The organism is Bacteroides sp. AM23-12, from assembly GCF_003434395.1.
GTDB lineage: Bacteria > Bacteroidota > Bacteroidia > Bacteroidales > Bacteroidaceae > Bacteroides > Bacteroides thetaiotaomicron.
Map to the genome: position 1 here is coordinate 60,045 of NZ_QTLF01000004.1, position 25,760 is coordinate 85,804.

Annotated in this window: 21 protein-coding genes and 1 riboswitch; of the genes, 10 read left to right on the top strand and 11 right to left on the bottom strand. The window is 40.1% G+C overall.

Going from position 1 to position 25,760, the window contains the following annotated elements; genetic code table 11:
• Positions 1 to 103: 103 nt before the first annotated feature.
• From lepB to DW640_RS05560, 9 genes are all read right to left on the bottom strand, one after another.
• Positions 104 to 979: a signal peptidase I gene (gene lepB / locus DW640_RS05520; protein WP_070750250.1), complete on the bottom strand. Its 876-nt coding sequence runs from the start codon at positions 977 to 979 to the stop codon at positions 104 to 106.
• Entirely contained in the window at positions 972 to 2,852 is a 1,881-nt protein-coding gene (locus tag DW640_RS05525) for a DUF5127 domain-containing protein (protein ID WP_117577550.1), read from the bottom strand. The genes lepB and DW640_RS05525 overlap by 8 nt, the downstream gene beginning before the upstream one ends.
• Positions 2,843 to 4,855 (bottom strand): transglutaminase domain-containing protein, encoded by a 2,013-nt coding sequence (locus DW640_RS05530; protein ID WP_117577552.1) that lies wholly within the window; start codon positions 4,853 to 4,855, stop codon positions 2,843 to 2,845. The genes DW640_RS05525 and DW640_RS05530 overlap by 10 nt, the downstream gene beginning before the upstream one ends.
• A 9-nt stretch (positions 4,856 to 4,864) precedes the next feature.
• Positions 4,865 to 5,728 (bottom strand): DUF1573 domain-containing protein, encoded by an 864-nt coding sequence (locus DW640_RS05535; RefSeq protein ID WP_070750215.1) that lies wholly within the window; start codon positions 5,726 to 5,728, stop codon positions 4,865 to 4,867.
• A 10-nt stretch (positions 5,729 to 5,738) separates the two neighbouring features.
• Positions 5,739 to 6,806 carry a BF3164 family lipoprotein gene (locus DW640_RS05540; RefSeq protein ID WP_117577553.1) on the bottom strand — a complete coding sequence of 356 codons (1,068 nt, stop codon included), beginning with the start codon at positions 6,804 to 6,806 and terminating at the stop codon, positions 5,739 to 5,741.
• 63 nt (positions 6,807 to 6,869) lie between these two features.
• Positions 6,870 to 7,130, bottom strand: a complete 261-nt coding sequence (locus DW640_RS05545) for an NVEALA domain-containing protein (protein ID WP_022470228.1) — start codon at positions 7,128 to 7,130, stop codon at positions 6,870 to 6,872.
• Between the two features lie 213 nt (positions 7,131 to 7,343).
• Positions 7,344 to 8,339 (bottom strand): BF3164 family lipoprotein, encoded by a 996-nt coding sequence (locus DW640_RS05550; RefSeq protein ID WP_022470229.1) that lies wholly within the window; start codon positions 8,337 to 8,339, stop codon positions 7,344 to 7,346.
• Between the two features lie 43 nt (positions 8,340 to 8,382).
• Entirely contained in the window at positions 8,383 to 8,619 is a 237-nt protein-coding gene (locus tag DW640_RS05555) for an NVEALA domain-containing protein (protein WP_008765546.1), read from the bottom strand.
• Between the two features lie 152 nt (positions 8,620 to 8,771).
• Entirely contained in the window at positions 8,772 to 9,923 is a 1,152-nt protein-coding gene (locus tag DW640_RS05560) for a helix-turn-helix domain-containing protein (protein ID WP_008765545.1), read from the bottom strand.
• 482 nt (positions 9,924 to 10,405) lie between these two features.
• On the opposite strand from DW640_RS05560, the gene DW640_RS05565 reads away from it, so the two are divergent.
• Both DW640_RS05565 and DW640_RS05570 read left to right on the top strand, forming a co-directional pair.
• Positions 10,406 to 11,557: an ATP-binding protein gene (locus tag DW640_RS05565; RefSeq protein ID WP_070750213.1), complete on the top strand. Its 1,152-nt coding sequence runs from the start codon at positions 10,406 to 10,408 to the stop codon at positions 11,555 to 11,557.
• Between the two features lie 238 nt (positions 11,558 to 11,795).
• Complete coding sequence (locus tag DW640_RS05570) at positions 11,796 to 13,061, top strand: ATP-binding protein (RefSeq protein WP_070750212.1); 1,266 nt, start codon at positions 11,796 to 11,798, stop codon at positions 13,059 to 13,061.
• Positions 13,062 to 13,145: 84 nt separating this feature from the next.
• On the opposite strand, the gene DW640_RS05575 is transcribed toward DW640_RS05570, so the two are convergent.
• Positions 13,146 to 13,841 (bottom strand): hypothetical protein, encoded by a 696-nt coding sequence (locus DW640_RS05575; RefSeq protein WP_008761331.1) that lies wholly within the window; start codon positions 13,839 to 13,841, stop codon positions 13,146 to 13,148.
• 23 nt (positions 13,842 to 13,864) lie between these two features.
• Positions 13,865 to 16,231, bottom strand: a complete 2,367-nt coding sequence (locus DW640_RS05580) for an ATP-dependent helicase (protein ID WP_070750211.1) — start codon at positions 16,229 to 16,231, stop codon at positions 13,865 to 13,867.
• 147 nt (positions 16,232 to 16,378) lie between these two features.
• Between DW640_RS05580 and DW640_RS05585 the strand changes: the two genes are divergently transcribed.
• The 8 genes from DW640_RS05585 (at position 16,379) to thiH (ending at position 25,759) form a co-directional block, all read left to right on the top strand.
• Positions 16,379 to 18,121 (top strand): RHS repeat protein, encoded by a 1,743-nt coding sequence (locus tag DW640_RS05585; RefSeq protein ID WP_016267383.1) that lies wholly within the window; start codon positions 16,379 to 16,381, stop codon positions 18,119 to 18,121.
• A gap of 76 nt (positions 18,122 to 18,197) precedes the next feature.
• Positions 18,198 to 18,815 (top strand): superoxide dismutase, encoded by a 618-nt coding sequence (locus DW640_RS05590; protein WP_117577557.1) that lies wholly within the window; start codon positions 18,198 to 18,200, stop codon positions 18,813 to 18,815.
• A gap of 155 nt (positions 18,816 to 18,970) precedes the next feature.
• Positions 18,971 to 20,953: a HAMP domain-containing sensor histidine kinase gene (locus DW640_RS05595; protein ID WP_117577559.1), complete on the top strand. Its 1,983-nt coding sequence runs from the start codon at positions 18,971 to 18,973 to the stop codon at positions 20,951 to 20,953.
• A gap of 55 nt (positions 20,954 to 21,008) precedes the next feature.
• Positions 21,009 to 21,103, top strand: a riboswitch (TPP riboswitch).
• Positions 21,104 to 21,164: 61 nt separating this feature from the next.
• Positions 21,165 to 21,365: a sulfur carrier protein ThiS gene (gene thiS, locus DW640_RS05600; RefSeq protein ID WP_008761327.1), complete on the top strand. Its 201-nt coding sequence runs from the start codon at positions 21,165 to 21,167 to the stop codon at positions 21,363 to 21,365.
• 4 nt (positions 21,366 to 21,369) lie between these two features.
• Positions 21,370 to 21,999, top strand: coding sequence for a thiamine phosphate synthase (locus DW640_RS05605; protein ID WP_022470236.1), 630 nt, complete (start codon positions 21,370 to 21,372; stop codon positions 21,997 to 21,999).
• A gap of 12 nt (positions 22,000 to 22,011) precedes the next feature.
• Entirely contained in the window at positions 22,012 to 22,785 is a 774-nt protein-coding gene (locus tag DW640_RS05610; protein ID WP_011107373.1) for a thiazole synthase, read from the top strand.
• Positions 22,786 to 22,865: 80 nt separating this feature from the next.
• Complete coding sequence (gene thiC, locus DW640_RS05615) at positions 22,866 to 24,563, top strand: phosphomethylpyrimidine synthase ThiC (RefSeq protein ID WP_055229807.1); 1,698 nt, start codon at positions 22,866 to 22,868, stop codon at positions 24,561 to 24,563.
• Positions 24,564 to 24,634: 71 nt separating this feature from the next.
• Complete coding sequence (gene thiH / locus DW640_RS05620) at positions 24,635 to 25,759, top strand: 2-iminoacetate synthase ThiH (protein WP_070750249.1); 1,125 nt, start codon at positions 24,635 to 24,637, stop codon at positions 25,757 to 25,759.
• Position 25,760 lies beyond the last annotated feature (1 nt).

The window sequence follows — 25,760 nt, forward strand, 5'->3', positions numbered from 1 at the left end:
AATTTTTATAAGCCTCTCTGACATTTCATCAGAGTGACACAATATTAGCATATTCTATTTTCCATAATTTATTATATTTCCATCCATTATTTATTTCTAAATCTTAGCCAATTCTCTTCATTATCCTTTTCCAACGCACATTCTCTGTATACCTTTCTTTTGAATACCAAACCCAGGTAGCTTTACCTACAATATATTCTTCTGGCAACATGCCCCAATATCTGGAATCCTGCGAATTAGCCATATTATCCCCCGATACAAAATAATAGTTCTTTTTAAAGCAATACTGATAAATAAGACTATCACCAATAAACACCTGTCCTTGTTTTAGTTCTATTTTTTTCTTTTGCTCCCATGCGATCAGTTGTCTGTATAAAAGATAAGTAGTATGGTTCATTATTACAATCTGATCCTTTTGTGGGATAGGCAATGGCCCGAACTCTCGAATATTCCATCCTAGGCTTTGATCATAAGGAAATGTTCCTACTACGATTCCTTGTTTTTCCGGTTGCTGTAGTCCGGCAAGATATTGCTGAGCTTCATAATTTCCCAACTGTTCGCGACATCCACGCACTTTATAAAATCCTCCTCTGATTTCCAATGTATCCCCAGGCAAAGCTATACAACGTTTCACATAATACTGCATTACGTTCATCCGGATACTATCCCACCGACTCATCTGATAAGGAAAATTAAAAACCAGTACATCATTTCTTTTAAAATGCCCCAATCCCGGCATCCGGTAAATAGTAACATCTTTGTTATCCAAAGCAGCAAACACATTAAACAATCTGGCTCCTTTTATCATTTTATTAACCAATATTCTATCTCCATCTTTAAGTGCAGGTCCCATAGAATCTGATGGAATTTTAAACGATGTGAAACAGAATAACTGTACCAAGAACAAAATTACTATCATGCAGAATATCATGAATATTAAATTCTCTATTATTGCTAGAAATTTCTTCACTTTATTCATATGCATCCTTAAGTTGAATCAATTTATGATAAGCCATCAATCCCAGCACACATTTCACACGTTTGTCATTTGCATCTAATAACTCAATAGAAGGAAGAACTTCACCTTTCATCTTTTCTTCCAAATAATTTGCCCACAAACACAAATGACTCCAATGCAATTCAGCATAACTGAAATCTTGTTCTGCCTCCACAATAGCAACCGTCATCACCAACATATTTGCAGCAGCCTCTTCAGCACAATTATCCACTTTTATTTGTTTGCTTGCAACCGGATATAATCCAATATCGTAAGGCGGATATTTTCTTTTCCAATGTTCATCTTCACAATATTCAAATATTGGATTTAATAAACTTTTCATCCAATCAACACGATTAAAAAATAACAAAGCAGGAAAACTCCTATAAGCATCTCTAACATTAGCCAAAGTATCTCCGAAGCAGAATGACTTATTATCCGAAGATAACACAAACCTATGGGAAGAAATAAAATTACGATATGAAGGAAGAATCTGTTCTGCAAATGTCTTATCACCCACTTGAAATGCTTTATTATTCCACAGATTATCCAATTTATTACATTCTTCCTTAAGTTTCTGATACCTGTTTCCAACAGCCTTCATTAATTCTTTAACCTCTCCTTTTCCATTGTCATTCCAAAGAGGTTGTAAACGCTCACCAATATATTGTATCCTCTGCCCTTCTCCGTATCCTATTAACAATATGCCTTTATTTCCATTTTCTGCACACAACTTTTGAGACAGAACAACATGACTATCATCGCATGAAAACGATGTTCCATCCGCCGTCAGACCTAAATATAAACTATCAGACTTGACAAACCGCCACTCTTGTTCAACCCAACTATCAATCTTCCTCCTACCAAACATCCATTCCATATCCACATCGAACAAAATTTCCACCGTATGCTCCTTTTTATCTTCTGAACGAACTTGATAGGAAAGGAAACCGACAGGCCATCCTGTCATATTCCACTTCTCTGACAAAGAAGGTGAAACAAAATCAATCTGAAGTTCTACATCCCCACATTGAAATACATAATGAGTTTGAGTAGCTTGTACATCTATTTGCTTCAATAGGGCCGTATCTGCTTCACTATAAGTTTTATTTTCAATATACAGACCAAAATCTAACAACGCAGGGCCTCCTGTATTACATCCATAAGCTGCCAAAACATTTGTTCCATTACCAATATGAGCAATAGCTTCATCTGTTAAACGTCCACATTTCGTTTGATATGTTATTCCTTTTTCAAATAAAAAATCTCCATTCCAAAAAAGTTTTATCTGATCATCGCAAATATAACAGACGTAAATTTTATGCCCTTCCAAAGCATCTTTATTATCAATCTTAATATGCCTGCGGACATATATATTTTCCGCCCCCCAAGCGGTACGAATCTTAGAATTTCCTTTTACAGGTCCAAAAGCTGCATTTCCTTCTTTCCAAAAAGAATCATCATATTCCTTTTGCTCCCACCCTTTTCCTGGAAACAAATAAGAATATTTCCCTGACCAACTGACGCTGTCATTTGCAAGAGAAGCTATAGGGGATATACGTAAAGAATCTTCCCCCATAAAACGATAGGTCCTACCATCTACCTGCAAAATCCCTGTCATTGGAAATATCTTTCCAGACTTCAATCGTAGATAATGTTTATTCAATGTATTTCCTGCCATTTTTATAGAGAATTCCGGCGTAATCGCCAGTAACGTATGCTCATCAGGAATAATAGCAATAGAAGATACAGCCTCCTTCTTCGAATGGAAACAAGCAGATAGCAAGACAATTATTCCTAATAAGATGATTGTCTTCCACAACACAACTAGTTTAATTTTAAGTCTTATTTCCATAGTTGCTCTCCTTTTTCATAAACAAAGACTCTCTCATCTACGCCGCGCGTATGGTTACGTAAGAACAAAAGTACATTCTGGGGAATCCCTCTGTATACTAATGAATCAACTGTAGCTTTAATTCTTCCGGCGGATTTCCAATATCGATCACAATAATACAACTCGTAGATATCACCAGGACGAATATAATTATCCCTGTTGCGCGGAGTATATACAATACGGTCTATCTGCACCTTTCTACCCAAATCAAGTCCTGCCCATCCTCCGGAAAATTTAAAATAATCAAAAGAAGTCCACGTTTTTCCATCAAACACATTTGTATATTCATGCGTCCCGTCATGTTGATAGCATCCGGGAGTCCCTATAATTTTCCCAGACAATGGAAGAGTATCATTTTTTTCATAAAATGCGACTTCAGCCACATTACATAATCCTCCGGGAGGACCTACATATCTGATATAACGATATTCTTTATTTGAAGAACTTCTTACTGTCGTATTCAAACGATCAGGTTTACACTGTATGATAAACAAGGTATCGCTTACTGCAAAATCCAGTTGGTTACTGCCTTCAAAAACGCCCCCTATCATTCGGTCACGGAACATATTTTCTCCCTCTATATTACATTTAGCATACAATACCACATCTTGTGTATTTCCTTCAATAGAGAAATAATGCTGCTCCTTTTTCTGTTTATCCACATAAAAAGGATCAGTCAAAAAGTTCAAAGTACCATTCTCGTAAGTAGCCACCCTCATAAGCGTACCTCTTCGTACATTTCGAAAAGCCAGATGCTGTGCGTCAAATTCAGTCCAATCAACCGGTATCCAGTTATCTCTATTAGTAACACATAAATAAGCTATTCTCCCACTACATTGATTCCTATAAAGTTTTTCCAATGGAATGACTAATTCCTTTTCAAAAGAATAAGCATATTCATAAGTAACATCCATAAATTTCGGCAGACTCCAAAATGAATATACCTTTTCATTATATTTCGCCATTTGCTCATATAATTCTTTGTTTATATCAAAAGTATATCTATACACCTTTGGACTATCATCCCAACGATACCACCAATTTTTGCGGACCATTCCCAGATTCTCGGGAAAATTAGCCATATACGCTTCACCTGTTTTATCCCAGGCTACCAACCAAAAATGCCCAGCATTAACATAGCTACGTACAGGAACAAAATCAATAGCACAAGGAATTCCCAATGCCCGAAATAGATATACAGCAAAATCAGTCACTTCACGACACGTTCCTGACAAGTATTGTACATATTCAGGTCCGATATGCCCAAAGGAATAAGGAGTTGTTGAAGTATAATAATGCCACTTATCAGGCAATTTATTTATTAAGTAATTAGCAGCTACTACTGAATCTTCTATATCCAAAGAATCCGACATTCTCAATGTATCTAACAATGAATTATATTTTGCATAGTACATTTCACGCCAATATACCAAGGGTTCATCGCCAATACGATAAGGCAACAAATACTCACAAAACACATCGAATGATATACTCTTTCCCCAAGGCTGTTCCTGCCAAACTTTAAATGCCCAATCAATATTATGACACAAATAAGCAGAATCAATTTCCATAATATCGCGTATCTTATTGGGTTCTTTCATTGGACCATATACTTTCTTAACTGAATCTGCAACTTGTTGCGGTTCTTTTCCCTTGCTTTTTTTCAGCCATGCATAGTATGACTTATAGTTTTCTAATTGTTCTCCAACTGAATATCTATGAAAGGGCATATTTTCAATTAAATAACAGGCTGCTTTATATTTCAGGCTATCTGTATTTTTTCTTTTATAGTAACAAAGGACTTTTTCCAGCTCCCCTCTATTATCACCAGCAGACCGCAAAGCAACTTCTAAAGAAGTAATATCTACCTCTTTTTCAGATACAATGTTATCCATAATATGCCATCCCAAAACAATAAATAATATTATACATATATATGATAAATCCCTAAAGTACTTTGCCATATTCCCTCTTTATTTTGCATTTCCACTTATCTTTAGTCTAAATGGGGAACCTTCTGCATTACAATATATAATTACCGTTTTATCAAAATGCTCAGGATGCTCTGCTTTATACTTTATTCTCAGATTTAATTTCTGACCTGGTCGAATCGGTTCTTTTAGATATTCCACAGTAATACAACCACAAGAAGCAGAAACATCCTCTATCGCTAATAATTCTTCTCCTGAATTACTTAATATAATGTCAGATATTTGCTCCTGTTTCCAATTAAAACTGCCCATGTCTAAAAATCGTTTATCCAAACTAGCATTTGTTCTTTGTTCTGCATTACACGGTAAAAAAGGTTTCTTACCAGAAATAATATTGAAATAAAGTTTTTTTATTTTAGGATTATAAACTGGATTACCAACAGCAATAACTCTATTATTTTTATCCAATAAAAATGTGTGGAGGTTTGATTCTAATGGAAATCTATTAAGTTTAGCAATGCTATCCTGTTTATCCACATATACTGGATATGTAAAATTAGCAGTCAATATAGCATGATAAATATCTTTAATTCTATTAGGAGAGAATGCAAATATAAACTTGACCCGACCTGCATATAAGGAATCAATTTCATTAATTAACATACTCCACGCCGACAATTGAAGTTTACAACTAGTACATCCTATCGAATCAACATATGCTAAAATTTTATACTCACTCTGAAGATTATAATATGTAGTATCCCTCAACATTGTTGTAAAATACATTTCTTTAGGGAACAGAATTTCTTTCTGTTCCCATTCTTTCAAAAGAGAAACGATGTTATTATCCTTATTTAAACATGACATCAAGAATAATGGCAATAACATAAGACATATATTTTTCATCGTTTATCTATTATTTATATGAAAATTCCACCACATGAAATTCTGGTGAACTGCTAATTCCATATATCTTTTTCTGAACTTTATCAACAGCAAAATTAATTATTCCTTGATCTAAAGTATATATTTTCTGAGGAATGCCATTCCAATCAAAAACGAATATACGATCTGGCAATTCTACTTCTTTATCATCCGGATCCCAAGGCTTTCCATTGAATAACACAAAAAACTCATCTCCTACATTATATGGAAAGAAATATGCATCTATATTATCTTTATCAGAGGTAGCTGCGATAGCATTACCATTACGAAATTCCTTAAAATGTGCATACGAATGTTCAGGTCCATGAATCCGTTTCTTCAATTGACCGTTCTGATCATAGATATCAATCAAATCTGTCCATTTATAACAAACGGCTATCCTATCTTTCATATTAGTCACAAAAGAAGATTTAAAAGCCTCCAATTTCTCATCGTCTGTATATGATAAGTCTGTCACCACTGGATAATAGCCAAATTCACCAACCTTCTTTCCATTATTATCAAATTTTATAAATTGATTTTTAGGATTATATGTCGATCCTATTAGATTATCAGAGAGTAAACCTATTTCACCATATGCTTGTAGCTCTATAGTCTTCCTTTCTAAAGGAATCGTATTTTCATTTGAAATAAAATCCTCGGTATCATACGTAAATAACGTAAAAGTGGCAACATCAAATATTAGAATCTGATTCTCATTAAATTTTATAATAGAAGGACGAATCATTTCGTCAGGCCCTTGTCCAAGCGAAATTCGTTTTCCTATTTCTTTTTTAGATTTTAAACTAAAAAGATGAAACAGCTTCTTCTCCATAGGGTTCATTGTTATCAGAATAGTGTCACAAACATATATACGCATCGGCTTTAATACTTCTTTATCTGATAAAAAATTTATCCCTGTCAATTTTTGACTGGATACAAAATCTTGATATTCAATTAAAGTTGCATCTTGATATTTACTTCCACTTTTTTCTGCACAAGATACTGTTACTAATAATACTGTCAAAAGCAGTATTAAACAAGAATTATGGGTATTCATGATTACATTTTTTAAAGCAAGGCTATATAGAAATAGTAGGCACCTATATAGCCTTACAATCGGTTAGTTAGATCTTCTTATTCTACTATCATAACAAGTAGTAAAAGTGTTATTTGTATATCTAATGATACATGTATCAAAATAACTCACCATACAGTATGTGTTACAATCACTTTGAGAACCTTCAGAAGAATCAGCCAATGCTTCTACATTAGCTAAAGCTAAGTCCGACAACTTCACGTTACTCCGCGAAGCATATACATTATATCCTGCAACAGCAGCAATTGCAATAATAGTAACTATGCCCATTAATTTCTTTTTCATTTAAGTAGATTTTTTAATATTTATACCTTTTCATTTCATACTTTTCTCTATATCTGGTAAAAACGTATTTGCCATAACCATTATTATCACTATCTTTGTCGCACCTCCTTTCTTTTTAGTAGGAATAAAGTAGCAGATGATGGGAACCAATCCGGCAAAATTGACTAACCCATCTTCCTGCTCCTCTTTTAATCACGTTAACTATCTATTTTTTCAACCACATTGAAATCTCACAATAGGCTGATCATTATTTATATCTGTCGCTATAATTGTTTTTGTAGCTTCATCCACCCAAAAACCATATACATAGTGATCAAGCACATACTTATATAGTGGTTCTCCTTTCAAACTGAATACATAAATATACTTTCCTCCATCTGGAAGATGACCATTATGTTTTACAATCTCTTTAAATGTAGTCCCATGGAACACTGCATAAATGGCATTATCTGTTACTTGCACATCGCTAAAGCCCATAATTCCTGAAGGTATTCCATATCCTTCAAATATTTTAAACTTAGGTTCCCCGTTTTCACCAATACGAATAACCTCCGTGCTATCCTTCAAATTATAGACTTCAAGTACTTCACCTAGTTGAGTCACCATTGCTAATACACCGTTATGAGAATTATAATCAATGAAACTACGCCATGCCTGTGCCAATGCTGGACGAGCTTTTCGTAACGCTTGATTATTAATTGATGGGATAGCGCCTATCTTTTTTACAAGTTCCCCATCATCATTAAGCCAACATAATCGGTTTTCACCGGAATAATCAGGAATTATAAAGGTAGTATCATTATATATGGCAAAGTCAAGTGGTCTTAAAATATCTTCATCCAATATCACCGCTTCGTCACGGAGCAGTGAATCACCGGATGAAGAAAAACCCAACCGTGTTAATTCTCTTTTATTAGCATCTAATGTCCATACTTTATGATTGTAAAAACGAACATTATCCATTGATAGCATTTCAGTTGGTGAATCACCGCGCCTCCCAAAAGAAGATAAATATTGAAAGCCAGGATATTTGAACAAATGAGCATAATAATCGATACCATGCAAATCCATTACAATAGCTTTATCTCCTTCTACTCGTATCCGAAATGGACAGCGAAATAAGGCAGTATCAAGCTCTATCACCTCTCCTTTTAGCTCCTTCTCTTGTGGAAATTCAGAATAAGGAAATACATTCTCTGCATATTCCATATTTTTTGTACCACAAGAGATGCAGATAAAGAGAAGAAGAAAGCTAATAAAGACCTTCAAGACTATATCCTCCAGCGATATATTTAACTTTATCGTGAGATACAGGACAATCTAAAGTACCTGTTCCATAACAATGTCCAATATCTGCATGCTCACTGTTAGCAGCTAAAGCTTCTATGTTATATAACAATAAAGCACTTTGTCTCTTTTCATGAGAAGCCAAATATTTAGTAGATAAAATAGCTACTATACATAATAAAAGAAGAAGATTTTTTTTCATACTACTTTTGCGTTAAAGATTAATTCTGAGAGCAAAAGTAGTAATGAAGCACTTAATTAGCAAAGAATACCGCTGACCAATCCTGACCTCGCATCATTTTTATCCGAAGAAATCAAGTTGAAATTCAAAATAGCTCCATTTCATCGACATTTTTAGCTATTTCTCTTAACAAGAGATTTCTCTGATATAATTAGTCGATAAGTACCATTTTTATTTATTATACTCAATGAAGGATCTATTTTTCTAAGAAACGAGCGCAGACGTCCAATCGCTTTATGCATTCGCTCATCATTACCTGAATTATCAGGCCACAATTTTTCTATAATAAAATCTTCCTTTAATGTATAGCCATTATCTTTTTCTTGAAAAAATAGTTCTAAAAGTAAACTGGACTGCCCCTGAATATTATACTTAACATCATTTACCTCTATGATATTCTGATCTGCATAGAATATTAGACTCTCACCCAATATGTAAGAATGTAAGGGAATAATATCCACTCTCTGTACTTCTTTAATTATTTGTTTTTCAACCTGAACTTCTTTGATAATTTCCACAGGAACCTCTTTTAAGATTTCCACGGGAGTCTCCTTGATAATCTCGACTATTTCTTTACTACGTAATGAATTGATCCTGCGACTGAGAATTATGAAAAACGTATAAAATCCATATCCAACAATTATATATAGCAATAAATATAGCAGCACCTCTTTATATATCATCCCCCATAGAGTGTAATGCAAATAACCCATTACTTCTATCTCACAGGCATAACCTATATAAAAAGTAAAAACTAAATTTGAAGAATTGCCCCATTCACTCTGATAGGTCTTTTGAGATTCTACACTACCGTCTTCATGCGTCAAAGAAATACGTAAAGCTGATTCTAAATAAATATCTGCTTTATTTAATTGTTCATCCCATATAAGATTTAAAGAGTCAGGCTGAAGTGGCTTTTCATAAAAAATAAAAGTATGCAAAGCACGTAAATTACTATTATGAGTAATATTCATAGAGTTTTTCTTGGAATCCATCCGATATAAATGTCTTCCTGACGCATCTTCCCAATAAACTGAATCAGGCATTTCAGTAGAGATAGCCGATTCAGAATTAAAGTAAAATGACAGTCCTCCGTTTATATTTCTATTTTTCAACTCTTTATCCAGTGCTTCAGTAAAAGTCTCTTTCGCTTTCTCCTTAAGCTCCGTTACTTTGAATTCATAAGTATATTTGCATGCAAGGAAGAATACAATTCCTCCAATACAAGCTATAGCAGATAACAGAATTATGATTTTAGGTCTCATTTTGCTTTACTTTATGTTGTTTTGTACTACAAAGATAACATTTTTCACAACAATCTAAACTTTCTCTTTAAAAAAAGATATAACTTAATAGAAGAAAAGCCACTTTGTAGTCAGACAAATATTCATAATATAAATGTTTGTAGCATCAAAACTCTTATTTATTAAGCTATACTTATATAAATATTTTACTATTTAATAAGACTGAAAACAGGATTTATCAAGCTACTGATTATCAATAATATACAAATCGCCATTTTTCCTTTAAAACCAAAAAGGCGTTCCTTTAAAACCAACGACCCGTTTCTTTAAAACCAACGGGCCTTTGGTTTTAAAGAAACGGACCATATAAAGGCTAAAAGAATAAGTTTGTTAACAATATTCAATATCCGATAAATATAAAACTAGACTAGACACTTTATTAACATTATTCGATTTGCATAATTCTATTTAAATAACTACCTTTACGGAAAATTGAAACAGGTATGGCAAAAGAAATTAACCCATTTATAGTAACTGGAAAAATAGAACCCGAGTACTTCTGCGATCGCGTGAAAGAATCAGAGAGGCTGGTTAAATCATTAACCAATGGCAATAACCTTGTCATTATCTCACCCAGAAGAATGGGTAAAACGGGACTAATCCGTTTCTGTTATGAGAAACCTGAAATAAAAGAAGAATATTATACTTTCTTCATTGACATACTCCATACATCAAGCTTAAGAGAATTCACTTATCTGCTTGGCAAAGAAATTTATGAAACACTATTGCCCCGCAGTAAGAAAATGGCAAGCCTGTTTATCCACACACTTAAATCAATCAATGGTAAATTCGGATTTGACCCGCTGACCAATCTACCTACTTTCAATCTGGAACTGGGGGATATTGATCGACCCGAATATACACTGGAAGAAATATTTCAATGTCTGATAGCAGCAGACAAACCTTGTATCGTTGCCATTGACGAGTTTCAACAAATTGCTAAATATCCCGAGAAAAATATAGAAGCATTACTACGCACACACATACAGAAAATAGAAAACAGCAACTTCATCTTTGCCGGAAGTGAACGGCACATGATGCAGGAAATGTTTCTATCTTCATCCCGTCCATTCTACCACAGTGCCGATATTTTGGAACTGAAAGCCATTGCACCGGAAATCTATATACCATTTATCGCAGACCATTTCCAAAAAAGAAAACGGCATATTGAAATCGAAAATATAGAAAAAGTATATCGGCTATTCAAAGGACATACCTTTTATATCCAAAAAACATTCAATGAAGCTTTTGCAGATACACCGAAAGGGAAAGAATGTACACTGGAAATTATCAAAACAGCTATAGATAACCTTATTGCATATAATGATACAATCTTTCGGGAAATCTTATCCAATATTCCCGAAAAGCAAAAGGAATTGCTTTATGCCATTGCCAAAGTAGGTGAAGCAGAAAACGTCACATCAGCGAAATTTATCAAACGATACAGTCTGACATCGGCAAGCTCTGTACAGTCCGCAACTAAAAAACTGCTTGAAAAAGATATTATTACAGAAATCAATAAAGTATATTCGGTTACCGACAAGTTTTTTGCCATGTGGATCAATACTATTTATGGCAATAAATATACCCTTTAGGGACATATCTATGCAACCTTTTTAGAGGAAAGATAATGTTATTACGCGTATCCTAAACAAATACGGTGCGGATTTGTTGTCACTATCTCATTAACATTGTCCAAAGGTTAGCGTCTGCCATTCATTACAAATGAGAATTTCTATGTTATTTTACGCATTTAGAATGAGCAATTATCCCTAATTTCGCTCGTTCATAATGAGAAGTTTTATATCTTTGCAAATAAAATCGCCCATTATTATGAAAGAACTATTAAAGCATATCATATTCGATCAACGCGAAAAAGATATATCACAAATGATAGAAAGGGATATTGATATAAGTTTAGTAAACAGTCCCGAAGTGTTAGTTATATCAGGTATACGAAGATGTGGAAAATCTGTACTTTTGCAGCAAATACGTTCGCAGCAAACAGAACAAGACTATTACATGAATTTTGATGACGAGCGGCTCATCAATTTCAAGGTCGATGATTTTCAAACATTGTATGAAGCCTTTATTGAGTTATTCGGAGAACAGAAGACTTTCTATTTTGATGAGATACAGAATATTCCCGGTTGGGAAAGGTTTGTACGGAGACTGCATGACAGTGGATGCAAAGTCTTTGTGACAGGCTCTAATGCCAATATGTTAAGCAGAGAATTGGGAACACATCTTACCGGACGTTATTGCCAAATAGAGTTATATCCTTTCTCTTTTCCTGAGTTTCTAAAAATAAAAGAAGTATATCCGCAACAAAAAGACTTTTATACAACCACAGGAAAAAGTATGCTGAAAAGATACTTTGATGAATATGTAAAAACAGGCGGTTTTCCCCGTTATATCAAAGACCCAAACACTAATTACCTATCCACACTCTATGAAAACATCATTTATAAGGATGTTGTCACCCGAAACAAATTAAATGGTGAAAGGGAGTTGCTGGAAATGGTTTATTATCTGGCTAGTAATGCAACCAAACGCTTTTCTTATACTTCGTTAGCAAAAACGATAGGTATCAAGCATACGGAAACGGTTAAAAATTATCTGGAATATCTTGAAAATACTTATCTATTGTTTCAAGTGATGAAATTTGACTGGTCTGTAAAGAAGCAGATGAATAATCAAAAGAAAGTTTATTTCATTGATAATGCGATTATCGGCAAAGTGGGCTTCAATGCTACTGATAATATCGGGCAATTACTTGAAAATTTAGTATTTCTTGAGATAAAACGCCAGGGAAAAGATGTTTATTATCATGATGACAGAATAGAATGTGATTTCATCATGCGTGAAAACGGACATATTGTATCCGCCTGTCAAGTCACCCGTTCGATGAAAGATGAAAAAACAAGGCAGCGTGAAATAAATGGATTAGTTTCTGCACTCAATGCATATAATCTCACTGAAGGCATAGTTCTGACCGATGACGAAACCGAAGAAATAACTATTGACAACAAAAAAATACATATAATCCCTATATGGAGATGGCTATTAAAAGATAGTGTCACTATCCCATTAACATAGTGACACTATGTACTAAGGATAGTGTCACTATCCCGAGCACATACTGTCACTATAACAAATCGAATATTTTGAGCTATTCTTATCCTAGTCCGCCCGCTGTGTAGGCAGTGTAAACTCCTGAGAATCACAGATTACCCCATTCTCATCGGACACCGCTACGCGGAAAGTCACTTCACCATCTTTCAGCTTACTTCCGGCATAGACCGTAGCCGTATAGCGGATACCCTCACCCGGAAGAATTTCTTCTATCATTACAGTAGGAGAAATGCCGATATGTTTCACTTTCCCGACCGTCTCTACAATAGGAACCACGTCATAAACCGGATTCCGTCCTTCATTCATGATTTCAAAGATGATCTTGCTGCTTTCTCCCCCGTCTATCGCATGATTGCGGTTATCGTCAATAAAGCGAATCTTGCGCAGTTTCAACTGAGTCAGTTGCTGCTGAGTCTGTGTCCGAGGTTTAAACTTAGAGTGAGACTGCCCCTGTCTGACTTCCGGAACGTAAGCATATTCCTCTATCGGGTCCGGTTTCGGAGCAGTCAGCGCATTCCCTATCGCTGCACCGGCAATGGTGCCAACAATATTTCCAATGGCAGAGCCGCGATATCCGCCCCTCCAGCCACGATTATTATCTCCGATAAGTCCGCCTATCGAACTTCCCAGACTTCCCCCAATTGCAGCACCACCTACAATTGCTCCGGGATTTCCCATACGTCCCGATGCACATCCGCTCAACATCAGAGCAGAAAGCAGAATTACAGTTAGTTGTTTCCTCATGATCATCTCTAATTTTACTATGATTACTCTATCACCTTAAAACGTGCAAAACGCAACAATAGTTGCTTGTCCCCTGCATTTTTAAAATGAATCGTTGCTTTTGCATTATCACCCGTTCCTTCTACCCTGATCACTTCGCCCAAGCCGAAACGTTCATGTTCTATCATCTGCCCCGCCTGTACTCCTGTTACAGATGCCGAACCGGCTGAAGCCGACCGTGTACTGCTTCCACTCACTGCACTGACCTTCTTCAAATTCTTCGGCACACTGGGTGCAATCACCTGAGCCTTCGAACGTTCACGATCAGAAAATTTAGTACCATAAGGCGTTCGTGTAGGAGATGCCGCACGTGTAAATCCACCTTCGATCTCCCTGCGGAAACGCCCTGCACCTTCATCCACCGACCGGCTGACTCCCGCCTCATGCGGCAACCGCAAATAATTCACATCGATATCGCGCAAGAAACGGCTGGGACTTCCAAATTCCATCTTTCCATAACGGAAACGGGTCTTGGCAAAAGAAATATAACAATGTTCTTCGGCACGGGTAATGGCCACGTAGAACAAACGGCGCTCTTCTTCCAGAGCACGCGGAGAATCGCCCACCATACCACTGGGGAAAAGATTTTCTTCCAGTCCCACTACGAATACGTTTTTAAACTCCAGCCCCTTGGCCGAATGAACGGTCATCAACGTTATCTTTTCTCCATCATCCGCTTTGTCCGAGTCCTGATCAGTAAGCAAGGCAATCTCCGAAAGGAAATCTGTCAGAGAAATATTCGGGTTGCCTTCTTCCTGCCGCAACGCGCAGAAATCATTCATACCATTCACCAATTCCTCAATGTTTTCCTTACGACTCAGATTCTCCGGCGAAGTATCCTGACAGACATCATTGATGATGCCGGACCGGCGGATAATATCCGTTCCTATCTCATACGCACTCTTGTCCACCTGATCGGTCATAAAGCCTTCTATCAGTTCACGGAAACCTTGCAGTTTGGTGTGCGTACCTTTATTAATGTTCAGCCCGTAGCTCAATGGTTCGCAAAGCGCCGCCCAAAGGCTGACACCATTTTCAGTGGCAGCGGAGATGATTTTTCCAACCGTCGTATCACCGATGCCACGGGCAGGATAATTAATGATTCGCTTGAATGCTTCTTCATCATTCGGGTTCACTACCAAGCGGAAGTAAGCAATGACGTCCTTAATCTCCTTACGCTGGTAGAATGAAAGTCCGCCATAGATTTTATAGGGCATACTTCGTTTCCGAAGAGCCTCCTCGAAAACACGGCTCTGCGCATTCGTACGGTATAATATGGCAAAATCGGCATAGCCGTAACTATGTTCCCGACGCAGTTCAGCTATCTTATTGGCTACGATATCCCCTTCTTCCACATCACTGTAAGCCTGAAACACGCCAATCGGTTCGCCACGTTCTTTTTCAGAGAATACTTCTTTCCGAATCTGACGTTCATTCTTTTCGATCAGACTGTTGGCAGCACAGACAATGGTTTGCGTAGAACGATAATTCTGCTCCAGTTTAAAGACTTTCGTATTAGGATAAACCTTCGTGAAATAAAGGATATTATCAATATCCGCTCCACGGAAAGAGTAGATGCTCTGCGCATCATCGCCTACCACACAAACACGCTGATTTTCTTTCGTCAGCTGGAGTACGATACTATGCTGGGCATAATTCGTATCCTGATACTCGTCCACCAGCACATAACGGAACTGCTCCCTATAACGGGCCAGCACTTCCGGAAAGTCGCGGAACAGAATATACGTATACACCAGCAGATCATCGAAATCCATAGCTCCCGCCTGACGGCATCTTTCCCAGTAACGGGTATATATTTCACGGACAGCGGGCACTTTGGCTGCCATATCTCCTTCATACGCTTCTTTGTTGGCAGCATATCCCGTAGGAGAAACCAAATGGTTTTTGGCACTTGAAATGCGGGCCTGCACCATCCCCGGCTTATATGTCTTTTCGTCCAGTCCCATCTCCTTGATGATGGAACGGATCAGACTTTTACTATCCGCCGAATCATAAATGGTAAATTGGGAAGTGAATCCGATATACTTTGCTTCGGCACGGAGAATGCGGGAAAAGACGGAATGGAAGGTACCCATCCACAAATAACGTGCCCGCTCCATGCCCACCTGACGGGCTATACGTTCTTTCATCTCACGCGCCGCCTTATTGGTAAAGGTCAGTGCGAGGATGTTCCACGGTTGATAGCCGTTTTCCAGCAGATAGGCAATTTTATAAGTCAACACACGTGTCTTTCCCGAACCTGCACCGGCTATCACCAGCGAAGGCCCGTCGTTATAAGTCACTGCTGCACACTGACTCTCATTTAATTCCTCTATATAGTTGGTATTCATAACAGCATTATAAAAACAATGAGGATTTTTAACAAACCCTTGGCGTTCAAATTTGTTTCAATACGACAAAAGTATAACATTCATTTGACAATGAAGATATTTTTATGAATTTTCATCACTAACTATTTAACCTAATCACTCAAAGCAATGAAAAAGAGTATATTTTTATCATTTATTTTATGTTTGTGCCTTGTCGCCTGCATACCACAGCAAGCAATGGCACAAAAGCAAAGCCGCATGGAAAAGCTGCTGAGGTATCTGAACGACAATGACGCCGACAAATGGCAGAAGAACAGGGAAAAACTGGATGACGAAACAAAGGCGTACTATGCCGAAGATTTATCATTGATGGACGTCCTCAACGACCTGTGGAACGGACAGAGCGAACAGGCAGCCACCCTCTATTTCGGCTGCTACGAGAAAGCCGCCCAAAATAACTTCCCCGGTATCTGTGAAGGGGAAAAGATTCCGCTTTCTCAGATACGGGACAAGGCGGACCAGTCCATTATCAACCTGCTGGAGGCCTCGAAAGATAAAATTCCTTTCAGCCGGGCACTGCTGGACAGCATTCACGCCACCGAATATCCGGTTGACTCCGCCATGCTGCAACGGCTGCAGAACATCCGCGAGGTGGCGCTGCTGGAAGGAATGCTCAAAGCCCCCACTCCCATCATCTACCAGACTTACGTCAAGGAGTATCCCAACGGAAAATTTATCGCACAAGTCAACGCCTCCGAAAACGTACGGCTCTACCAACTAGTGAAGACCACCCCGACTCCTGCAAACTTCAAAGCCTTCTTTGAAGACCCCGAAATGCAGAAGTATTATCAAGACAGAGGTCCGCGCCCCTATCTTGCCGAGGTCCGTACCTTATATGATGATTTCCTGTTCCAACGTATCGACAGCCTGAAAAAAGAAGGAAATGCCACCGCCATCCGGCAGATCATCGATGATTATAAGAATACACCTTATCTGGCCACCGGTGCACGGACTCACCTGAACGATCTTGAATATCTCAGTGAAAAGGCAGACTTCGAGCTTCTGAAACCGGCAATAGTCAACTCCGAATCGCTCGGTTTATTGCAGGAATTCCTCAAAACACACAAGTATAAGGAATTTCGTGACCAGGCAAAGAATTTGCGTGCTCCATTTATCCTGCAAGCCATTGTTTCCACCCCGACTACCGTGAAATATTACACTCAAGGACGATTGATAAAGTGCTGCGAAACCGACAGCACCGGCAATATTACGACCAGCTACACCTACAATGACAAGGGGCAGCTTACCACCACATTATCCGTGACTGAAAAGAACGGGCAACCCATCAACGAGGTGCAAACCAGCAGGCTGTACGACCCGCAAGGCCACTGCATCTTCGAAGTGAAAACTAATCCGAAAACCAAAACGGACTTTTACCGCCGTGCACGCCGCATCGGTATCGACGGTAGTATCGAAAGCGATTCTCTAAAATACATGGACGGCAGATATACCGTCAGCAGCTACAACAAGCAGGGATTACTGACGGAAACCAAAGAGTACAACAAGAACGGGGAAATGGAGGGATATACAGTCAACAAATACGACGACAAAGGCAGAATGACCGAATCTCAGCATCAGAATATGCTCTTTGTCAATTCGCCCAACCAGATTCTCTCGCAAAAAGAACTGTATGAATATGATAAATACGGATACCTCACCCGCATCGTCTACCAACGTATCTTCGGCAACAGCCAGAAGACGTCCGGCTGCCTGACCTGCCTGTACGACGAGTACGGAAACCGGATCGACGGTGACTCCTATTACGAATATGACAATACGGGACAATGGATATGCCGCACCAGCTATGACAACCCGCAGCAAGTGGAACGTATACAGTACATTTATAAATAAAAATAAAATACCGTGAACCTTTTGCGAACTATGGCTGTTATTATAGTATAACAAAACCATTTAAAGTTTTGACAATATGAATACTATATTAATGTCTTTAATAATTATGACCATGACTTACGAAATGCCTAAACTTCCTTACGCAAACAATGCGCTGGAACCTGTAATCAGTCAGCAAACGATAGATTTCCATTACGGAAAACATCTGCAAACATATGTAAATAATCTGAATAGCCTTGTGCCCGGAACAGAATATGAAGGCAAAACGGTAGAAGAAATCGTTGCCACCGCTCCCGATGGAGCTATCTTCAACAACGCCGGCCAAGTGCTGAATCACAATTTATATTTCCTCCAATTCGCTCCGAAACCTTCGAAAAAGGAACCGGCAGGCAAACTGGGAGAAGCCATCAAACGTGATTTCGGCAGCTTTGAAAACTTCAAGAAAGAATTCAATGCAGCAGCAGTCGGATTGTTCGGTTCAGGATGGGCCTGGCTGTCAGTAGACAAGAACGGTAAACTGCATATCACCAAAGAAGGAAACGGCAGTAACCCTGTACGCGCCGGACTGAAACCACTTCTGGGTTTTGATGTGTGGGAACACTCCTACTATCTGGACTACCAGAACTGCCGCGCCGACCACGTAAACGCCCTGTGGAACATCATCGACTGGGATGTGGTAGAAAAACGAATGTAACCGGACTCATTAAAATTAAGCTAAACTATACTATTGAAAAGGTCGTTGTGAATTTCACAGCGGCCTTTTTTCTAGCATAAAAAACTAAACTATCTATTGTATTTCAAAGGCATAATTTGTATTTTTGCAATAGCCGAAAATCAAAACAGACAATTATGACACTTCAGCTAAAAAATAAAAAATGGCGCATTGTCTACGTTATTTCCTTTCTTTTATTCTCCTTTACAGGCAATGCGGCTATTCCGGAAGAACCGGAAGAGGAGATTCTTTTCGTGACGTCCTATAATTCCGATACTAAATATACCTACGATAATATCAACACGTTCGTAGAAACGTACCGCCAACTGGGTGGCAAGTATTCCACCATCGTAGAAAACATGAATGTTACCGACCTCAATCAATCCAGAAAATGGAAAAAAAGACTTACCAACATTCTGGACAAACATCCGAACGCCAAGCTGGTTATCCTGCTGGGTGGCGAAGCGTGGAGCAGTTTCCTGCACCTCGAAGACGAGAAGTACAGACAACTGCCCGTATTTTGCGCTATGGCATCGCGCAACGGCATCCGTATTCCGGAAGACTCTATTGATATACGGACTTATGAACCTCAGAGTATCGACTTAACGGAAAGAATGAACAAATACAATATAATATACTGTAACACATATGAATATGATATCGATAAGGACATAGAAATGATGCGAAGCTTTTATCCGGATATGGAGCATTTAGTGTTCATCTCGGACAACACCTACAACGGACTTGCCGAACAAGCGTGGGTAAAAAAGAATATGAAACGCTATCCGGAAATATCGACGACCTATATTGACGGCCGTATCCACACCCTTGATGCTGCCGCCAAACAACTACGCGATGTCCCCAAAAATTCGGTTGCACTACTGGGTATCTGGAGAATTGACAATCGGGGCATAACGTATATGAACAACTCTGTATATGCTTTCTCCAAAGCGAATCCAGAGTTGCCTGTTTTCAGCCTGACTGCTACCGCCATCGGTTATTGGGCAATCGGAGGATATATCCCCCAATACGACGGGATAGGGAGAAGCATGGGAGAACAGGCTTATCAATTTCTGGACAAGGGGAAAAACAATGTCGGCCACATTCATTTGTTGCCCAACAGATACAAATTTGATGCCAACAAACTGCATGAATGGGGATTTCAGGACAAGAAACTACCTTTCAATTCACTTATCATCAACCAACAGGTGTCTTTCTTTCAGGCATATCGGACGGAAGTGCAATTCATCCTGTTTACCTTCCTTGTACTGATAGGCGGACTGTTTATCTCACTGTATTATTATTACCGGACAAAAATCTTAAAGAATCACCTTGAGAAGACTACAGCCCAACTAAGGGAAGATAAAAAGAAACTGGAATTATCGGAAATTGCACTACGTTATGCCAAAGAGCGTGCCGAAGAAGCCAATCAACTGAAAAGTGCCTTCGTATCAAATATGAGCCACGAAATACGGACACCGCTGAACGCCATTGTCGGCTTTTCCAGCCTGCTGATCGATACCGTGGAAACAACGGACGAGCAGAAGGAATATGCGGATATCATCCAGACTAATTCCGAATTGTTATTGCAACTGATCAGTGATGTACTGGATGTATCACGTCTGGAATCAGGCAAACTGCTGTTCAAGTATGAATGGTGCGAACTGGTAAATCATTGCCAGAACATGATCACACTGACCAGAAAGAACCGGACAAGAGATATAGATGTCAGGCTTCAGATGCCGAAAGAGCCTTATATGCTCTATACCGATCCGCTACGTTTGCAGCAGGTTATCATCAACTTACTGAACAATGCGTTGAAGTTTACTCCCGACGGCGGAAGTATCACGCTGAATTATGAAATAGATGAAGAAGACCAGTGTATGCTGTTCTCTGTGACCGATACAGGCTCGGGCATCCCCGAAGACAAGCAGGAACTGGTATTCCAGCGTTTTGAGAAGCTCAACGAATTTGTGCAGGGAACAGGCTTGGGACTGGCAATCTGCAAACTGACCATACAACGCATGGGAGGCGATATCTGGATTGACAAGAATTATAAGAACGGAGCACGGTTTGTCTTTTCTCATCCTATCAAAAAACGGGAATCGGAAGAAAAATGAAAAAAAACCGGATAATTTGATGAATCTTTGTTTCTTTTTCGCTTACTTTGCTCCCGTAAAGACAAAGGGGTGCCCCAAAGAGGGGCTGAGATTATACCCTAGGAACCTGAGGCAGTTAGCACTGACGTAGGGATTGTGTTTCTTTCTTATCGCCTTTCTATATAAGCACGCTCTTTGTATTTACTTTCAACTTATTAATACTGATAGGACAATGAAAGTACAAGTTAACAACAAAGAGGTGGAAATGATTCCTGCTTCTACCCTTACACAACTGGCTGCCCAACTGGAACTTCCAGCACAAGGCATCGCTATTGCCGTAAACAACAAAATGATTCCACGTTCCGAATGGGAAAAATTCGCATTACAGGAGAATGATAACCTCGTGGTCATCAAAGCGGCTTGTGGAGGGTAAAAGTATGGTCAGTCTACAATTTATCACCCACCAGACCGATCGGTATACTTATTTCGAATCGGCACTCATGGCACTTGAAGGAGGATGTAAATGGATTCAGCTACGCATGAAGGAAGCTCCGTATGAAGAGGTGGAAGCTGTTGCCCTCCAACTAAAGCCTCTCTGCAAAGAAAAAGAAGCGATCTTACTTCTGGATGATCACGTCGAACTTGCCAAAAAGCTGGAAGTGGACGGAGTGCATCTGGGCAAAAAAGACATGCCGATAGATCAGGCACGACAATTACTTGGAGAAGCATTTATTATCGGAGGTACGGCAAATACATTCGAAGATGTCGTACAGCACTACCGTGCCGGAGCGGATTACCTCGGCATCGGTCCTTTCCGGTTTACCACTACAAAGAAAAACCTGAGTCCTGTTCTGGGACTGGAAGGTTATGCCGCTATTTTATCTCAGATGAAAGAAGCGAATATCGAACTGCCGGTAGTAGCCATCGGAGGAATCACCTGTGAGGATATACCCGCCATACTCGAAACCGGAGTGAACGGAATAGCACTTTCCGGAACGATTCTTCGGGCGGAGGATCCGGCAGCGGAAACACGAAAGATTTTGAACATGAAATGTATAATCAAATAAAATAATTGAAAAGTGGAAAAGTTAGTAATTGCAGGCCGTGAGTTCGACTCCCGCCTTTTTCTGGGTACAGGAAAATTCAATTCCAATGAAGTAATGGAACAAGCCATTCTGGCATCGGGCACTGAAATGGTAACCGTAGCAATGAAGCGCATCGACATGGATGACAAAGAAGACGACATGCTGAAACATATTATTCATCCGAATATCCAGTTGCTACCCAACACATCGGGAGTACGCGATGCGGAAGAAGCTGTTTTCGCCGCACAGATGGCACGTGAAGCTTTTGGTACCAACTGGCTGAAACTGGAAATCCATCCGGATCCGCGCTATCTGCTCCCCGACTCTATCGAAACCCTGAAGGCTACAGAACAGCTTGTCAAACTGGGCTTCATCGTATTACCCTATTGCCAGGCCGACCCTGTGCTCTGCAAACGACTGGAAGAAGCCGGTGCCGCTACCGTAATGCCGCTGGGTGCTCCCATCGGAACTAACAAAGGACTGCAAACCAAAGAATTCCTGCAGATTATTATCGAACAGGCCGGTATCCCCGTTGTCGTAGATGCCGGAATCGGTGCACCGAGCCACGCTGCCGAAGCAATGGAACTGGGAGCTTCTGCCGTACTGGTAAATACCGCCATCGCCGTAGCAGGCAATCCGGTAGAAATGGCGTTGGCCTTCAAAGCCGCCACCGAAGCCGGAAGACGGGCATACGAAGCAGGACTGGGTCTGCAGGCTGATAACTTTATAGCAGAAGCAAGTTCACCTTTAACTGCATTTTTGGAATAAGTAATAGGTGATAAGTAATAGGTAATAAGTAGGGAGTAGTGTTTGTTTCACTATTCTTAATAATACGATAATAAAATTCTATGGAACAAAAAATAAAATTTTCCCGTTCTCAGAAAGTGTATCTGCCGGGTAAACTCTATCCGAACATCCGTGTAGCCATGCGGAAAGTTGAACAAGTGCCCAGTGTCAGCTTCGAAGGAGAAGAAAAGATAGCTACTCCGAATCCGGAAGTATACGTATATGACACCAGCGGTCCGTTCAGTGACCCGTCAATGAGCATTGATCTCAAGAAAGGACTTCCCCGCTTACGTGAAGAATGGATTGTGGGACGCGGTGACGTAGAGCAACTCCCCGAAATCACTTCGGAATACGGACAAATGAGACGTGATGACAAAAGTCTGGATCATCTCCGCTTTGAACACATTGCCCTTCCCTATCGTGCCAAAAAGGGAGAAGCCATCACTCAGATAGCATACGCCAAACGAGGAATCATCACTCCGGAAATGGAATATGTGGCGATCCGCGAAAATATGAACTGTGAGGAACTGGGAATCGAGACTCACATTACTCCCGAATTTGTCCGTAAAGAAATAGCAGAAGGACGTGCAGTGCTGCCTGCCAACATCAATCATCCGGAAGCCGAACCGATGATTATCGGCCGTAACTTCCTAGTGAAAATCAATACGAATATCGGAAACTCCGCCACCACTTCCAGCATTGACGAGGAAGTGGAAAAGGCTTTATGGAGCTGCAAATGGGGAGGTGATACGCTGATGGACCTTTCAACAGGAGAAAATATTCATGAGACACGTGAATGGATCATCCGCAACTGCCCTGTACCGGTAGGCACTGTACCTATCTATCAGGCACTTGAGAAAGTGAATGGCGTAGTGGAAGACCTTAACTGGGAAATCTATCGGGACACACTGATCGAACAATGCGAACAGGGAGTAGATTATTTTACGATTCATGCAGGTATCCGCCGTCATAATGTTCATCTTGCCGATAAACGTCTGTGCGGCATTGTCAGCCGTGGAGGAAGCATCATGAGCAAATGGTGTCTGGTGCACGATCAGGAAAGTTTCCTGTATGAACACTTTGACGATATCTGTGATATTCTGGCTCAATACGACGTTGCCGTATCATTGGGAGACGGACTGCGTCCGGGCTCTATCCATGATGCCAACGACGAAGCACAGTTTGCAGAACTGGACACGATGGGAGAACTGGTACTTCGTGCATGGGAAAAGAACGTGCAGGCATTTATCGAAGGACCGGGACACGTACCGATGCATAAAATCAAGGAGAACATGGAACGTCAGATTGAGAAATGCCATGATGCGCCATTTTATACACTCGGCCCTTTAGTGACGGATATCGCTCCTGGCTACGATCACATTACCTCTGCCATCGGAGCTGCTCAAATCGGCTGGTTAGGTACGGCGATGCTTTGTTATGTCACTCCGAAAGAGCATCTTGCCCTGCCGGACAAAGAAGACGTACGTGTGGGGGTTATCACTTATAAGATTGCCGCTCATGCTGCCGACCTTGCCAAAGGGCATCCGGGAGCACAGGTACGCGACAATGCCTTGAGCAAGGCCCGTTACGAATTCCGCTGGAAAGATCAGTTCGACTTGTCTCTCGATCCGGAACGGGCACAGGGATATTTCCGCGCGGGACATCACATTGACGGAGAATACTGCACGATGTGCGGACCTAATTTCTGCGCCATGAGATTATCCCGTGATCTGAAGAAAAATGCCAAGAGTGATAAATAATGAATTGTGATTATACCAAAACCAAATCACAACCTCATTTCTTTTTAATTTTCAACTTTCAATTAATTAAAATGTTCTCAGACGAATTAGAAAAAATATCCTGGGAAGAGACGACAAAAGCCATCTATTCCAAGACAGATGCCGATGTGCGCCGTGCATTAGGCAAAAAAGAGCATCTGGATGTCAATGATTTTATGGCATTGATCTCACCTGCCGCCACTCCCTATCTGGAAGTGATGGCCCGTCTCAGCCAGAAATATACGATGGAGCGGTTCGGCAAAACAATCTCTATGTTTGTGCCGCTCTATATCACCAATTCATGCACCAACTCCTGCGTCTATTGCGGTTTCCATATCAGCAATCCGATGAAAAGAACGATTCTGACAGAGGAGGAAATCGTCAACGAATACAAAGCAATCAAACGGCTGGCTCCTTTTGAGAATCTTTTACTCGTGACGGGTGAAAATCCGGCAGCAGCAGGTGTACCTTACATCGCCCGTGCTCTCGATCTGGCAAAACCTTATTTCAGCAACCTTCAGATTGAAGTGATGCCCCTCAAAGCGGAAGAATACAAAGAACTTACCCATCACGGGCTGAACGGAGTCATCTGCTTTCAGGAAACTTATAATAAGGCGAACTATAAAAAGTATCACCCGCGAGGCATGAAGTCCAAATTCGAATGGCGTGTCGATGGTTTCGACCGTATGGGACAGGCCGGTGTCCATAAGATCGGCATGGGTGTCCTGATCGGTCTGGAGGAATGGCGGACGGATGTGACAATGATGGCTTACCACCTCCGCTACCTGCAGAAGCACTACTGGAAGACCAAATACAGCGTCAATTTCCCCCGTATGCGTCCATCCGAAAACGATGGCTTCCAACCTAACGTTATCATGAACGACCGGGAACTTGCACAGCTTACTTTCGCCATGCGAATCTTCGATCATGATGTAGACATCTCCTATTCTACCCGTGAAAGCGCCGAGATACGAAATCACATGGCAACACTGGGCGTGACAACCATGAGTGCCGAAAGCAAGACAGAACCGGGCGGATATTACAGCTACCCGCAAACGCTGGAGCAGTTCCACGTGAGTGACGAACGGAAAGCGGTAGAAGTGGAACGTGACCTAAAGAAATTAGGACGTGAACCGGTTTGGAAGGATTGGGACCAGTCTTTTGACTTTAAAAGATAAA

What these genes read in the sequence shown, in the direction of transcription:
- lepB (WP_070750250.1), bottom strand. Translation starts at nt 979, where the DNA reads ATGAATAAAGTGAAGAAATTTCTAGCAATAATAGAGAATTTAATATTC.
- DW640_RS05525 (WP_117577550.1), bottom strand. Translation starts at nt 2,852, where the DNA reads ATGGAAATAAGACTTAAAATTAAACTAGTTGTGTTGTGGAAGACAATC.
- DW640_RS05530 (WP_117577552.1), bottom strand. Translation starts at nt 4,855, where the DNA reads ATGGCAAAGTACTTTAGGGATTTATCATATATATGTATAATATTATTT.
- DW640_RS05535 (WP_070750215.1), bottom strand. Translation starts at nt 5,728, where the DNA reads ATGAAAAATATATGTCTTATGTTATTGCCATTATTCTTGATGTCATGT.
- DW640_RS05540 (WP_117577553.1), bottom strand. Translation starts at nt 6,806, where the DNA reads ATGAATACCCATAATTCTTGTTTAATACTGCTTTTGACAGTATTATTA.
- DW640_RS05545 (WP_022470228.1), bottom strand. Translation starts at nt 7,130, where the DNA reads ATGAAAAAGAAATTAATGGGCATAGTTACTATTATTGCAATTGCTGCT.
- DW640_RS05550 (WP_022470229.1), bottom strand. Translation starts at nt 8,339, where the DNA reads ATGGAATATGCAGAGAATGTATTTCCTTATTCTGAATTTCCACAAGAG.
- DW640_RS05555 (WP_008765546.1), bottom strand. Translation starts at nt 8,619, where the DNA reads ATGAAAAAAAATCTTCTTCTTTTATTATGTATAGTAGCTATTTTATCT.
- DW640_RS05560 (WP_008765545.1), bottom strand. Translation starts at nt 9,923, where the DNA reads ATGAGACCTAAAATCATAATTCTGTTATCTGCTATAGCTTGTATTGGA.
- DW640_RS05565 (WP_070750213.1), top strand. Translation starts at nt 10,406, where the DNA reads ATGGCAAAAGAAATTAACCCATTTATAGTAACTGGAAAAATAGAACCC.
- DW640_RS05570 (WP_070750212.1), top strand. Translation starts at nt 11,796, where the DNA reads ATGAAAGAACTATTAAAGCATATCATATTCGATCAACGCGAAAAAGAT.
- DW640_RS05575 (WP_008761331.1), bottom strand. Translation starts at nt 13,841, where the DNA reads ATGAGGAAACAACTAACTGTAATTCTGCTTTCTGCTCTGATGTTGAGC.
- DW640_RS05580 (WP_070750211.1), bottom strand. Translation starts at nt 16,231, where the DNA reads ATGAATACCAACTATATAGAGGAATTAAATGAGAGTCAGTGTGCAGCA.
- DW640_RS05585 (WP_016267383.1), top strand. Translation starts at nt 16,379, where the DNA reads ATGAAAAAGAGTATATTTTTATCATTTATTTTATGTTTGTGCCTTGTC.
- DW640_RS05590 (WP_117577557.1), top strand. Translation starts at nt 18,198, where the DNA reads ATGAATACTATATTAATGTCTTTAATAATTATGACCATGACTTACGAA.
- DW640_RS05595 (WP_117577559.1), top strand. Translation starts at nt 18,971, where the DNA reads ATGACACTTCAGCTAAAAAATAAAAAATGGCGCATTGTCTACGTTATT.
- thiS (WP_008761327.1), top strand. Translation starts at nt 21,165, where the DNA reads ATGAAAGTACAAGTTAACAACAAAGAGGTGGAAATGATTCCTGCTTCT.
- DW640_RS05605 (WP_022470236.1), top strand. Translation starts at nt 21,370, where the DNA reads ATGGTCAGTCTACAATTTATCACCCACCAGACCGATCGGTATACTTAT.
- thiC (WP_055229807.1), top strand. Translation starts at nt 22,866, where the DNA reads ATGGAACAAAAAATAAAATTTTCCCGTTCTCAGAAAGTGTATCTGCCG.
- thiH (WP_070750249.1), top strand. Translation starts at nt 24,635, where the DNA reads ATGTTCTCAGACGAATTAGAAAAAATATCCTGGGAAGAGACGACAAAA.